This window comes from Paenibacillus tyrphae (assembly GCF_024158745.1).
GTDB classification, from domain to species: Bacteria; Bacillota; Bacilli; order Paenibacillales; family NBRC-103111; genus Paenibacillus_G; species Paenibacillus_G tyrfis_A.
In genome coordinates this window covers 55,059-68,929 of record NZ_JAMZAW010000024.1, presented here as the reverse complement: position 1 = coordinate 68,929, position 13,871 = coordinate 55,059, and the positions used below count along the sequence as shown (strand labels likewise).

General features: G+C 57.3%; 9 protein-coding genes. 2 read left to right on the top strand and 7 right to left on the bottom strand.

Translation table 11 applies throughout. The annotated features are described in order from the left end of the window. Positions 1-44 precede the first annotated feature (44 nt). The 5 genes from NI000_RS28830 to NI000_RS28810 form a co-directional block, all read right to left on the bottom strand. Positions 45-3,077 (bottom strand): CBM96 family carbohydrate-binding protein, encoded by a 3,033-nt coding sequence (locus tag NI000_RS28830; protein ID WP_253414806.1) that lies wholly within the window; start codon positions 3,075-3,077, stop codon positions 45-47. 57 nt (positions 3,078-3,134) lie between these two features. Further along, a complete protein-coding gene (locus NI000_RS28825; protein ID WP_253414805.1) occupies positions 3,135-4,160 on the bottom strand; it encodes a Gfo/Idh/MocA family protein in 1,026 nt (341 codons plus the stop codon). A gap of 28 nt (positions 4,161-4,188) precedes the next feature. Beyond that, complete coding sequence (locus tag NI000_RS28820; protein WP_253414804.1) at positions 4,189-5,730, bottom strand: extracellular solute-binding protein; 1,542 nt, start codon at positions 5,728-5,730, stop codon at positions 4,189-4,191. A gap of 87 nt (positions 5,731-5,817) precedes the next feature. Continuing rightward, entirely contained in the window at positions 5,818-6,681 is an 864-nt protein-coding gene (locus NI000_RS28815) for a carbohydrate ABC transporter permease (protein WP_253414802.1), read from the bottom strand. Positions 6,682-6,692: 11 nt separating this feature from the next. Continuing rightward, positions 6,693-7,670, bottom strand: coding sequence for an ABC transporter permease (locus tag NI000_RS28810; RefSeq protein ID WP_253414861.1), 978 nt, complete (start codon positions 7,668-7,670; stop codon positions 6,693-6,695). A gap of 234 nt (positions 7,671-7,904) precedes the next feature. On the opposite strand from NI000_RS28810, the gene NI000_RS28805 reads away from it, so the two are divergent. After that, on the top strand, positions 7,905-10,151 hold the full coding sequence (locus tag NI000_RS28805) for a helix-turn-helix transcriptional regulator (RefSeq protein WP_253414800.1): 2,247 nt from the start codon (positions 7,905-7,907) through the stop codon (positions 10,149-10,151). 142 nt (positions 10,152-10,293) lie between these two features. Here the strand turns inward: NI000_RS28805 and NI000_RS28800 are convergent, their stop codons facing one another. After that, positions 10,294-11,697 (bottom strand): NAD-dependent malic enzyme, encoded by a 1,404-nt coding sequence (locus NI000_RS28800; protein WP_253414799.1) that lies wholly within the window; start codon positions 11,695-11,697, stop codon positions 10,294-10,296. A gap of 131 nt (positions 11,698-11,828) precedes the next feature. Continuing rightward, positions 11,829-12,875, bottom strand: a complete 1,047-nt coding sequence (locus NI000_RS28795; RefSeq protein ID WP_253414798.1) for a peroxiredoxin family protein — start codon at positions 12,873-12,875, stop codon at positions 11,829-11,831. Between the two features lie 159 nt (positions 12,876-13,034). On the opposite strand from NI000_RS28795, the gene NI000_RS28790 reads away from it, so the two are divergent. Then, positions 13,035-13,850: a C40 family peptidase gene (locus tag NI000_RS28790; RefSeq protein ID WP_253414797.1), complete on the top strand. Its 816-nt coding sequence runs from the start codon at positions 13,035-13,037 to the stop codon at positions 13,848-13,850. Positions 13,851-13,871 lie beyond the last annotated feature (21 nt).

Below are 13,871 nucleotides of genomic sequence, written 5' to 3'. Positions count from 1 at the left end.
TGGGCTTGCTTGCACATAAAAGTCCGAGCCTTGCGCGATATGGGTTAAGGATTAATAATCACGTACGGCTGATGCTCCGTATGCTCTTTCGAGTGAAGCTGTACCAACGAGTTCTTCGTACTGGTGTCCGCCAAGCGGAATGTCGCTATCCCGTCCGTCCGGCTCTGAAGGAACGAGGTGACATCGATGTAATACCAGCCGCTTTGCGCGACCTGCAATGTGCCTATGCTTACCGCCGTACCGCCCGGACGATTGTTCCAATTCACCGTCTCCTCGCTCCAGCTGTCCGTTGTTATCAGCCCCTGTACCGCGATCGGCACGGCAACAGCCGAGGCCGCATGAACGTACACATACAGCTTGGCGGAATGCACAGGCTCCGGGTACGCCCCGAAATTGAATTTCATCAGCGCCAACCTGTCGCCTCCCCCAGCCGCCCTCGGGGCATCGATGATATCCAACAGCTCGGCGGACCCGTAATTTTCAGTCGGAGCGTTCTCGAAGACGTAAGCGTCGGCAACCGGACGTAACATGTTGCTGCCGGTTGCGGCGCGGTTGATGATTATCGTATAGCTGTCCGTCGTTCCGTCAGGTCCGGCGGTCCGGACCGTGATGCGATTCGCGCCCGGCTGTAAAGCCACCTCTGCGGGAACCCCCGGAGTCACCGGCACTCCGTTCACGAATACTGCGCCGTTCGCCGCCTCCGGGCGGGCCGTCACGGCAAGACGATACGTATCGGCAGACACCGAGACGGTATATTGGAGCCGATCCGGTGTAAAGGCTGGCTCCAGCACGCCCGCGCTGAGGCTTAGAGCCTGCAGGCGGACCCGCGGGTACAGCGCCGCCGTATGCGGCGCATCATACGCTTGCGCCCAATAGTAGCCGGCCGCCGTGATGCGGCGCGGCTCGAATCCGGCCTGCTCGCCCGGCGGCAGCGCTTCGGAAGCAAGCGTGATGGCGCCGCCGGACGCTAGGCCGCCCGTATACTTGCCGCCAGCATAGGTGAAGCGGCCGTACACTTCCGCCGTCACAGGCTGTCCCGTCGCCTTGTCGACGACTTGCAGCGCTGCGCTCTCGCTGTTCCCGCTGCGGACGACCTGTAGCCCCGAGACGATCATTGGCTTAAGCGCCGTCGTTCCGGTCGTCGCCTGCGTCTCCACGGAAGCCGGGCCGACGTTGCCCCGGACATCCATAGCGGCGACTTTGTAATAGTACGTCGTATTCGGCAGCAGCCCGGTATCTTTGAAGGATAAGCTTCTTGCGGTGCCGACCGCGGTCGCGGCTCCGGCTGTAAAGCCCGGCTGTGTGCTCCGGTAAACGACGTATTTGTCCACCTCGGTATTGTCGAACGCCATCCCGTAGGATAGTTGAACGGTGCTGTAGTCCGTTGCGGTCGCCACAGGATTGCGGGAGACGGCGGACGGCGGCTCCGTATCGGCCGGTGGCTGCCAGAACACGGCTCCCGGCCCCCAGTGCGACGGCAGGGCACGCAGCGAATCATAATGGTGCATCGCGATGCCGCCAAAGCCCGGCTTGTTTTCGAACGCCGCATACACTTTGTCGAGCTCCGCTTCCATCGCCGTCCGGCCTTCCTCACGGAACGTGATCGTCTCCGGATCGCCGCTATTGGCGATATCGAGCGTCTCGACGCCAATCACGACGGAGTTCGGCTTGCGAATTTTCGCTGCGTAGGCAATTTCGCCTTCTGCGCCTGCAATGATGCCTGCCGTCCCGTCGGCCGTATCGCGGTAATCCATGATCGAGATATAATCGGAAATGTCCTGAATATGCTCGGACAGCCATTTCGTTGCGCCGTTCCATTCGATGTTCCTGGACTCGTTCGACGAGTCGTACCACTTCGGTATGGCCGGACCGATCGGCAGATCGATTCCCGCGGCATTGCGCCGGTCCGCCATCTTTTGCGACAGGTCCAAATACTGCTTCTGAAGCGAAGGATACTGCGCTTTGAAATCCGGCGAGATGTACGGCTCGATGTCGACGTTCACGCCATCGAAGCGCGCACCTGCCGGGGAAGCGATGTTATAATTGATGATCTTCTCCAGCTGGCGCAGCGCCAGCGGATGATATTCGGTATACGCGCCCATATACGGCGGCGACGTGCCTCCTGCGATGCAGGCGAACACCTGGTACCCTCGGGCATGCGCCCAAGTCAGAAAATCACGGACCGCCTCCCGATTATCCTCCAGAATATCGATCCCTCCATAAGAACCTACGGCGAAATAAAATACGGTTACCGGATCGGAGCCGAACGTCGCCGTATCCTTCGCCATCGCGTCGAGCACGGTGCGTGAGCCCGGATTCAGCAGCAGATTGTACGAAGCCGGCTCCCAGATCCACATGGCGCGATCCTGCTTTTCCACCGTGACCGGCTCGTGCGTCCCTGCGCCCACCTGTGCATAAGTCGTCGTGCTGAAGCCCGTATTGCCGCGGTCGTCTACCGCCTTGGCTTCGATGCTGCTCGTCCGGTCGCCGATGCCCTGCGTCTGCCACAAGTATTGATAATGGTCCCCATTGCGCTCCGCCGCCTCCCAAGGTCCACCGTTCATGCGGACATAGACATGCTGCACCGCGTTTGGAGAATCTACGGATATTTGGACAGGCACCGTTCCCGTCAGCGGCTGCCCTTCCTGCGGATTGACGATCCGGACAAGCGGAGCGGTCCGGTTTGGATTGTTCGCTTGCAGCGTAAGCGTCCGGCTCCAAACGCCATAGCGTGTCGTAACATCCAGCCCTTTGGCGATGATCCGAACCGGACCGTTAAACGCCGACGTATCCAGATCGTAATACCAGCTGCCGCTGTTGTCCCCGTCCGGGTCTTCCTTGCGGACCTCGGCCTGCCTTTTTCCGTCAATCAACAGAATAAGATCGTATACGTCCTGATACGTGCCTGAAATCCGTATCGTCCCCGAGCCGACCGGCGTGCCGTCGGCAGGCGAGTCGATGGTGACGACCGCTGCCGCAAGCGCCCGGGGGACACCCCCCGGCGCACCGAAGACGGAACACAGCCCCAAGAGCAGCAGCCAAACCGTAAAATGCAAGCGAATACGACGTTTCCACATCCCGATCACCAGCTCCTATATGTGAAGTGGCCTTCCCGAAACAAAAGAAACGAAAAGCTACAGCTTTACTTCCTGCCTTGTTCGTGCAGATTCATAGATCGCCAAGATCAGGTCGACCGCCTTGCGGCCCTCCTCGCCCGGAATAAGCGGATCGCGGTCTTCCTGGATCGCGCCGATCATGTCGTCTACGAGAATATAGTGGCCGTCGCCGGAAATCGCTCTCGGATCGCTGCTGCCTTCCGCTTGGCCTGCCGTCTGCGGCGCTTCCTCATCGCTTCCAGCGAATTTCCATACTTTAAACCCGCTGTCAGCAAAAACGATCGAGCCCAGCTCGCCGTGAATTTCTGCCCGCATCTCCGTGCCCGGATAGACAGACGTCGTGCCTTGAATGACGCCGAACGCGCCGTTTTTATATTTGACCGTGGCGACCGCCGTATCTTCCACTTCGATATCGCGCACCAGCGGAGCGGCGTAGGCGAATACGGATTCGACATCGCCCATCAGCGAGAGCAGCAGGTCGATGCCGTGCACCCCCTGGTTCATCAGCGCGCCTCCGCCGTCGACCGCCCAGGTGCCCCGCCAATCTGCGCTGCGGTAATATTCGGGGCTGCGGTAATATTTCATGTACACGTCGCCGAGCACCAGCTTGCCGAGCTTGCCTTCGCGGATCGCCCGCCCGACGATGGCCGCCTGCTGCGTCGTCCGCTTCTGGAAGACGGTACCCAATTTGACGCCGTGCTTGCGGCACGCAGCGATCATCTCGTCCATTTTCTCCCGCCGGATTTCGAGCGGCTTCTCGCAGAGCACGTGCTTGCCCGCCTGCGCAGCCGCAATCGTCACGTCGCCATGCAGTCCGCTCGGCACGCAGACGCAGATGACGTCGATGTCGTCCTGCTTCAGCATCCGCTCGTAATCGCCGAACACTTGACCGATGCCGTGTTCGGCGGCGAACGCCCTGCCGCGGTCGGCATCCTTCTCGGCGATCGCGACAAGCTCCGCTTCGGGATGCGCGGCAATCGCTTTCGCGTGATTCACGGCGATAACGCCCGTGCCGACCAGAGCAAATCGAATATTGCGTTTCATCGGATTCTCCTCCATCGTTTAAAGCGAATTATTTTTTGGGCGCAGCCGCATCGAGCCGCTGGTATGCTTGCTTGTACAGATCGACCAGCTTTTGCGTCCCGAGCCCGTTCAGCTCTTGCACATATTTGTCCCACTCGGCCAAATTCCGGGAGCCGGTCACAAACTTGGCGAAGCTTTCCTCTCGGTATTTCTTGACCGCTTCCCCCGTCACCGACAGCGTTTCCAGCTCTTTCTCCGTGAAGGCCGGTCTCGGCTGCATCGCCGGAGGATCGTACTGCCGCGCCTCCTGATACGCTTTTTGCAGATCGGGGGTAAACAGCGACAGATGCGAGTCGAAATCGATCCACGTGTACGTACCGCTCGTGGCGAGCCCCGTCTTCTTGCGCATTTCGGTCAGGTCGGTGAACTCCGGCTTGAACTTCTTTTTGCCGCCGTCCGTCACATACGTTTCGCCTTCCTTCCCCCAGCTGGCCAACGTACGCCCTTCTTCGCTGTAGAAGAAATCCATGTACTTCATGACGTCCTTCACTCTCTTGGAGGTGGACGATACGGTCAGACCGCCTTCCAGAAAATGCATATACGGGTTGTACTGTTTGCCACCTGCCATCCCCGCCGGCGGAGCCATAAACTGCAGGTTGTACTGCGGGTTCTCCTTACGCATCGCGTTGTTGAAGAAGTCGATCCGGCTGATGTAGTCGATCGTAATAAACGACTTGTTCGTGGACATCATGTCCTGCCACTGCTTCGTCTGCACCGTCAGAAAATCAGGCTGGATCAGGCCTTCCTTGTTGAATTGATGGAACGTTTCGAGCATTTTCTTGTAGTTGTCTTCGGTTGGGCCGTATTTCCACGCTTTGGCGTCGAAATCGTAATAGACATCTTCGCCGGTCTGGAAATTAGTCGTGAAGTGCGCCATCATCTCGTCGGGAATTTGCCCGAACCGGAACGATAGCGGATAACTGTCCGGATACGCTTCCTTCAGCTTTTTGAGCACCATGTACAGCTCGTCGTACGTTTTCGGCGGCGTCAAATTGTGCTTTTTGAACACGTCCTCCCGGTACATCCAGATCATCCGGTTCGTTTCCCCGAAGCCTTGGTTCGGGAACATGTACATCTTCCCGTCCGCCGCCACGGCTGCCTTTGCCTCCTCCGGGTATTTCTCCATCCATTTCTTGAGGTTCGGCATGACGTCCAGATGATCCAAAATGTTGACAAGCGCGCCCTGCTGGCCGTATTTGTTCGATTCCTTCTTCCGGTTCGGCATATAAAGAAGGTCGGGCATATTCCCGGAGGCGACGACCAGGCTGAGCGAATCGCTCAATTTGCCGGAGGGCAGCTGCACCTCCAGGCGGGCGCCCGTCTTCTCCTCGATCATCTTCCAGATCGGCCAGTCCTTGCTGTACGGGAATGTCGCGTTATTGTCCAGCAGTGTGGTGAACGTTTTTTTCCCGGGTGGCTGTTGGCCCCCTTCGGCGTCCGCCGCCGGCGGTTTGCCCGATTCCGAACCGCTGCAGCCGGCGGCCGTGATCGCAAGGATTGCAGCGAGCGTGAGAAGCGCACTTTTTTTCATGGAAAAGCTTCCTCCCCTTTGTGTGCGTATAATGTCAGCCGTGCTATTTGGGCTTTCTTGGCCTTACCATTCGCCGCACGATGGCCGTTACCCTTTTACCGCCCCGATCATGACGCCCTTGACGAAATACTTCTGGATGAACGGATAGATGAGCAAAATCGGTACGGTCGATACCATGATAGTGGCGAATTTGAGCGAATCTTCGACGATCAGGTTATCACCTCCAATGCTGGTCACTTCGCCGGAATTGACCGCTCCCGCAAGAATCAGGTTGCGCAGCAGCACCTGCAGCGGGAACAAGTCGGGCTGGCGCAGGTACAGCAGCGGTAAGTAAAAATTGTTCCACAGCGCCACCGCGTAGAACAAGCCGATGGTCGCGAACACCGCTTTGGACAGCGGCAGCACGATCCGCACGAAGACGCCGATATCGGTCAGACCGTCCATCCGGCCCGACTCCTCAAGCTCCTTCGGCATACCGCTGAAAAACGTCCGCATGATGATCAGGTTCCACGTGTTGACCGCCCCCGGGAGCACCATCGCCCAGATCGTATCGACGAGTCCGAGCTCGCGGACGACGAGAAACGTCGGAATCATCCCGCCGCTGAAAAACATCGTGAACACGATCATGAGCGTAAAGCCCCGTTGGAACACCATATCCTTGCGGGACAGCGCGTAGGCGCCCATGGACGTGACGACGAGCGATACGGCCGTACCCAAGGTCACGTACAAAATCGTATTGCCGTACGCGCTCCAAATCTGCTTGTCGCGGAAGACGACCGCGTACATGTTGAGATTGAACCCTTTGGGCCAAAGGAACACTTCGTTTTTCATCACGTAAATGTCTTTGCTCAGCGATACGGCCGCCATGTACACGAACGGATACAGCGTGGCCGCCGCCACCCCGAGCAGCAGCACGATATTAACCGCGTCGAACCAGCTCCATTTGCGCATGCTTCCCCCTCCTACCATAGGCTGTGCTCGCTGAGTTTGCGGCTGATGTAATTCGCCGAGCAGATGAAGATCAGGCTGATGACCCCCATGAACAGGTCGATGGCCGAGGCGTAGCTGAAGTTGCCTTGAACGAGCCCGACCCGGTATACATAAGTGCCGATAATGTCCGCTGTCTCGTACACCGCGGGATTATACATGAGAAACACTTTTTCAAAGCCGATCTCCAGCACTTTGCCCACGTTCAGAATGAATACGATTACAATCGCCGGTGCGATGCCGGGCAGCGTGACATGCCACATTTTGCTCCAGCGTCCCGCTCCGTCGATGCCGGCGGCCTCATACAGCCCGGGGTCCACTGAGGTCAGCGCAGCGAGATAGATGATCGTCTCCCACCCGATATGCTGCCAAATTTCCGACAGCACGTAGATCGAGCGGAACATGCCGGGCTCCATCATGAAGTTGACCTGCTCGAAGCCGAGCGCGCGAATCCAGTGGTTGATCACGCCGCCTGTCGGCGACAGAAACATGATGACCATGCTGGCTACAATGACGTTCGAGATGAAGTGTGGCAAATAGCTGACAGTCTGTACGAACCGTTTGAACACGGCATTTTTCAGTTCGTGCAGCATGAGGGCGAGAAGGATCGGCGCCGGAAACCCGAACACCAGCTTATACAGCCCGAGCAAAAACGTATTGCGCAGCAGCTTGAAAAAATCGGGGTTGCTCAAAAACATCTCGTAATATTTGAAGCCGACCCATTCGCTCGCCCAAATGCCTTTGAACACGTTATAATTTTGAAACGTGATGATCAGCCCGAACATCGGAGCGTAGCGGAACACCAGAAAATAAATCAAGCACGGTAAAAACAGCAGCCACAAATATTTGGTCCGGTGCCACGTCCGGATAGCGCGGCTGCTTAATTTTTTATTCGTATACGCTGCCGGCTGACGGGCCGCCAGCTTCATTCCCGCCGTCTCCTCCATTCCCATACTCATCCCCTCTGTCTCGGTAGTTTGCCGGCTTGCCCTGCCTAAGCTCCGGTGTCAGCGTTAGCATAGCAAGCGGCCGGCCGCCGCGAAATCCTCCAGATTGCCGGGGGATCGACTTTTGTTCGGAAATGTGACAGGATGCATACGAACCTGAAAAAATGAGTATTGGGATCGGATCAATCGAGCCTTTATAATTGAGACATAGTTTCGCAGCACGAAAAAGGAGGGCCATCCATGCGCATCGCCTGGCCGGAGAAGTGGAGGACGAATTCCTTGTTTGCCCGGCTGCTTGTGAGTTTTCTTGCTATCATCCTGCTGCTGGCCGCCTTCAACTTCGGGTCGTTTCTTTATCTCAAGGGCAAAATCCACGACGAAATCGTGAAATACAACAGCCTGAATATGAAGCACACGATGGAAAGCTACGAAACGCATTTCAAGCTGACGATCGATATGCTGCTCAGCCTGAACCAGAACAACGAGCTGACCGCTAATCTGAACGTGCTTCGCCAGCTGCCGCAAACAGCAGGGTCTGAGAAGACGGTCAACCTGCACGCGGAAATTAAGGCGCTGATGGCCAATCCGCTCATGTTTTATGAAAATATCGTGTTTTATTTCAAAAACGGAGACTTCGTGCTGGAAAAAGAAGGGACAAGCCGCGTGGAGGACATGTTCGGTAAGTTTTACCGATCGCCCGCCTACCCACCCGATTATTGGAGGGGACAGTTCGCAGAGCCGTATTTTTACCGCATTCACCCGGCGGCCGCATTTTCGCAGAAATATATGAATCTGGAGCAGGACCTCGGGCGGCTCATTCCGGTCTCGGTCAAAAATGCGCTGTACCGCGACGTGCTTTTTCTCGTCTTCCTGGACGGCGACAAGATGGCGCGGACGCTGCATTATTCGCTGGATAACCCGTTCTTCATTCTGGACGAGCGGCAGAAGCTGATTTACGCCTCCGATCCGGACGCGGCTGCTGCGGCCAAGCTGCCGGCGTTTACGGAAGACGCGAGCGAGACGAAGCTCGGGGATCATTATTTGTTCCAACAAAAAGGAAAGCACACCGGGTTTCGCTACGTCACGATGGTGCCGATTGAAAGCATCTCGTCCGAACTGCTGCGGCTCAATCTGATTCTGATCTCGCTGCTCGCCGTCACGATCGGGATCAGCGTCGTCACGTCGGTGCTGTTCAGCGTGCGCTTGAACTATCCGGTTCAGCGGCTGCTCCGCACGGTCCATCAATACAACGATCCGGGAGCGTCCGCCGATTTCCGCATCCGCGAATTCGAACTGATCGGTGAGCAGATCGGCAGGATGCACCGGGATCTGTCGGACAAAAATTCGCTGCTGCGGTATTACGCGTTTACCGACAAGCTGAAGCAGATTCATACGAAGCATCCGGATTTGAACGATACGTCGTTTATTCAAAAGCCGTTCACGCTGATCTTGTTCCAGCTTCGTTTCTTGCCGCGGTTTATGGAGGAGACGAGCCTCGAACGCGAGCGGGCGACCTACTTCATCCGGGAATATATCGAATCTTATGTAAAGCGCTCTCATTCGGATGCACTGACGTTCCAGATCGACAAGGATCAAATCCTGACGCTGGCGTTCAGCGAGCACGGGCAGCCGGTTGCAGACGATTGTCTGGCCGGCTTGAAGGAAGTGTTCGACTACGACAAGGATTGGTGCCACTTTACGATTGCAGTCAGTGGGCCCTCTCTGCCGGCGTCGGAGTTCGCCGCCGCTTACGAGCGGGCGCTGATGCTTGCGGGAGAGCGCCAGCCGCTGGAGGAGACGCAGATCATCCGCCAATCGGCGGTTCGCCTGCCGTACCGGCTGACGGCGATGCAGGAGCAGGAGCTGCAGACGAAGGTGCGCTCCGGCAGCTTCGAGCCGCTGCGCCAGTGGACTCTGCAGCAGCTTGAGGCGCTGCGCGGGCGTGAAGCGACGGTCCCGGAGCTGCGGCGGTTTCTGCAGCAGACCGCGGGTCTGGCGCTGAAGGCCGTCGAAGCGGCGGGGCTGCCGCCGCAGGCGATGCCCGCCGAGCGGGAGCTGCTCGCGGACATCGAGCAGTGCTTCACCTACGCGGAGGCGCAGTCGCTGCTGGAGCGCCTGCTCGGCCAAGCGGCCGGGGCTATCGCCGCCTCCAGCGAGAACAAAGACCCGGTGATCGAGTTCGTGAAGCGGTACACGGAGGAGCATTTGAGCGAGGACGTCTCGCTCGATCTGATCGCCGACAAGCTGAATCTCTCCCGAGGGTATGTATCGACGTATTTCAAGGAGAAGAGCGGGATGAATTTCAGCGATTACCTGCATCATGTGCGCATCCGTCACGCGCAAGAGCTGTTGCTCGATCTCGAGCTGAAAATCCAGGATATCACGCTGCGGCTCGGCTATCAGAACGTCAATTCGTTCATCCGCATGTTCAAGCGCTACTCCGGCATGACGCCGGGAGAATACCGCAAGAAGCAGAACGGAGCGTAAGCCGCGCAGAGGTAAGCAGGCTGTAATCGGCTCGAACGCAGAAAGCGGGCCACAAAAAAGAAGCGAGTCCCCGTATTGAGGAACTCGCTTCTTTCGCTATGATCGACTATCTTATGGTGCTGCCGTTCGCTCCTGCCCGTTCTTACCGGAAATCCGGCGGAATCCGGCGGGCGGTGCCGGTCAAGATCGCCGCTTCGATAATCGCGTGGCGAACTTTCTTCACGACATGCTCGTTGAAAATACTCGGAATAATGTACTGCTCGTTCAGTTCCGCATCTGTAACGACGGAGGCGATGGCGCGTGCGGCCGCAAGCTTCATCGGCTCGTTGATGTTGCGGGCCCGGCAGTCGAGCGCCCCGCGGAAAATGCCCGGGAATACCAGAACGTTGTTAATCTGGTTCGGATAGTCGCTCCGGCCGGTAGCAAATACGCGCACATGCGGCAGCGCTTCTTCCGGGGCGATCTCCGGCGTCGGATTCGCCATCGCGAAGACGATGCTGTCCGGCGCCATGGCTTGGACGTCTTGTCCGTTCAAGAGGCCGCCGCGGGATACGCCGATGAAGACGTCCGCGCCGCGGATCACTTCTTTCAGCGTGCCCGACTCGGCTTCCACCTGCGGCTGCTCGGCCAGCCACTGCCACATCGGATACTCGTAGGTGCCGCCGCGGACAATCGCGCCCTCGCGGTCGACCGGCACCAGCTTCGTAACGCCTGCGGCCAGCAGCATTTTGCAGATGGATACGCCTGCCGCGCCGATGCCGTTCACGACGACGCGCACATTCTCGATCCGCTTGCCGACAACCTTAAGCGCGTTGAGCAGACCCGCGATAACGACGACGGCCGTGCCGTGCTGATCGTCATGGAATACCGGGATGTCGAGCTCTTCGTTAAGCCGGCTCTCGATCTCGAAGCAGCGCGGCGAGCTGATGTCTTCCAGGTTAATGCCGCCGAAGATCGGGCTGATCGCCTTGATCGTGCGGATGATTTCTTCCGTATCCTTCGTATCGAGACAGATCGGGAATGCGTCGACGCCTGCGAGCTGCTTGAACAGCATCGCTTTCCCTTCCATGACCGGCGCGGCCGCATGCGGACCGATATCGCCCAGACCGAGCACGGCGGTCCCGTCGGAAATGACCGCTACGGTATTCCGTTTGATTGTCAGCGAATACGCTTTTTTCGGATTTTCGTGAATTGCCGTACATACCCGCGCAACCCCCGGCGTATAGACCCGGGACAAGTCGTCGCGGTTTTTGATCGGAAGGTTCGGCTGAACGGACACTTTGCCGCCCAGATGCACAAGGAACGTGCGGTCGGAGACGTTGATCAGCTTGATGCCTTCGTGCTGCTTTAGCGCTTCCACCACTTGCGATTCCACGGATTCCGCAACATCCACAGTGATGTCCCGGATGGAGGAATCCTTACCCGGCCGAATCACGTCGATCGAAGTGATGTCTCCTCCGGATTTGCTGATTGCGGCGGCTACATCCCCGAACGTGACCTTCTCGTGGTCTAACTCCACACGCAAGATAATACTCGTCTGTGCCATGCTGATATCCTTCCTTTTATATAAAATGATGTATCGAACCTAGTAATATGACCTGCAATAATCACATGTTATCACGACATTTATTTTTCGCGCAAATGAAAAACTCTATAATCCCCTATTAAATTCTTTTTTCACCCGCTCTTCTTCGCTTTCCCGATGGCTTGCTCCAGCATCTCCTTATTCATCGGCCCGGGATGCTTCTCCCGGATCGTACCTTGCGCGTCGATGACGAACGTCGCCGGATAAGCGTTCACACGGTACGCCTTGCCGACTTCGCCTTGACGGTCCAGCACGATCGGGAACGTAAGCCCCCATTCCTTGACCCATGCGCGCACGACCGGCTCGCTGACCTCCGTCGACGTAGCGTTGACGCCGAGAATCGTCACGCCATTGCTCTCCTGCTCCGTATGCACCTGCTGCATATGCGGCATTTCCGCCTGGCACGGCGGACACCACGTCGCCCAGAAATTGAGCACGACCGTCCGTCCCCGGTAGTCGGACAGCTTGACCGTTTGGCCGCCAAGCAATTGCAGCTCGAAGTCCGGCGCCTGCTGTCCGATTTTGAGACCGATATTCGCCCCCGCTTCCACCGTACCTGTCGAAGGCTTATCCCACACATTGACGGCCAGCGACGTGATCAGCGCATATCCGACGACGAAGACGACCGTCCGCTGGAGAAGGGGCTGCCATTCCCTCTTCGCTTTGGATACGAGCCAGAATGCCGTTAGACCCGCCGCAAGCAGTGCCTTGAGTCCCCAAGTGATGCGGCTCTCCTCTTCCGTAACAAAAATCAGCGCCGCGTAGACGGCATACCCCCCAATAACCGAGACAAGCACCGAATCCATATAAACGGCTGCATTCAATTTTGCCTTTTTGGCGCTCAACCATACATAGATGCCGGACAGCAGCGTCGCCAGCCAGACGCCTTTGTCGCCGCCGCTGAAATAGAGCAGCGACATCGGATTGGACAGCACGCTCCCCGGGTCGAAGACAACGACACTTAGCTTCCAGTTGACCACCCATATAAGAAGCGCGTTCGATACGATCGCGCCGAACGTTCCTCTGATGGAAGAACCTTTTAACCGCAGCCTCGAAATGACGTAACCCGCCGCAACTGCCACAATGACGACCAGCATGCTTTTTTGCAGGATGAATGGCCCCCATGTCCACGTTTCCATTGTTTGCTCACCGTTCTCTCGTCAAATGTCCTGCTTTCATTGTGGGGCGGCGGCCGGACATTGTCAAATGGTGTCCCAGCTTGTGGAATCGGACGTTTTCCGTCCATGGATTCCCGGGCTTGTACATAAAACAACTAGAACTGCAGGAGGGATTTCCACTTGAAAAAGCAACTTACCGCACTGTTACTCGCCACTACCGTCACGTTCAGCGTCGGAGCTTTGACAGCCGAACACGCCCTTGCCGCGTCGGATGCCACGATTGTCAGCGGCGTGAATTTCCGCAAGGCGCCGAATACGGGATCAGCCACCTACGGTCTTCTAAAAACAGGTGAAAAAGTAGACATTCTCGATAAGGTTAATAATTATTGGTATAAAGTTCGCGACGATCAAGGCAGAGTCGGCTATATCTCCACAAGCAGCAAATACGTCCGCACCGACGGTTCCGGCGGAAGCACGTCTAATAGCGGCAGCACGTCCAATACCGGAGGCTCGTCCAGTAGCGGCAGTACGTCCAAACCGAGTACGGGCAATAGCAGTGAGCTCGTTAACAAGGTTATTGCCGCAGGCAAAAAATATATGGGCACTCCCTACGAATTCGGCTCCAACCGTTCGAACACCAGCACGTTCGATTGCTCCGACTTCACCCGCCAGGCGTTCAAGGAAGGCGCAGGCATCACGCTGCCCAGCGACTCGCGCGGACAAGCCGCTTATGTCAAGTCTCTCGGCGGCACGACAACCAACTGGCGCAATCTGAAGCCGGGCGATCTGATGTTCTTCATGGATTACAAAGGAACGAAAGCGTCGGCCTACCCGTCGGACAAGTCGAATCAGCGTATCTCGCATGTGGGCATTTACCTCGGTGACGGTAAAATACTGCATACGTTTTCGAAAGCATCGGGCGGCGTACGCATCGACTCGATTGCGGGAAAGCATTGGGAATACCGCTTCGTCTTCGGCGGAAGCGCGTTGAAGTAATCTTTATCGAAAGCTCCGGTT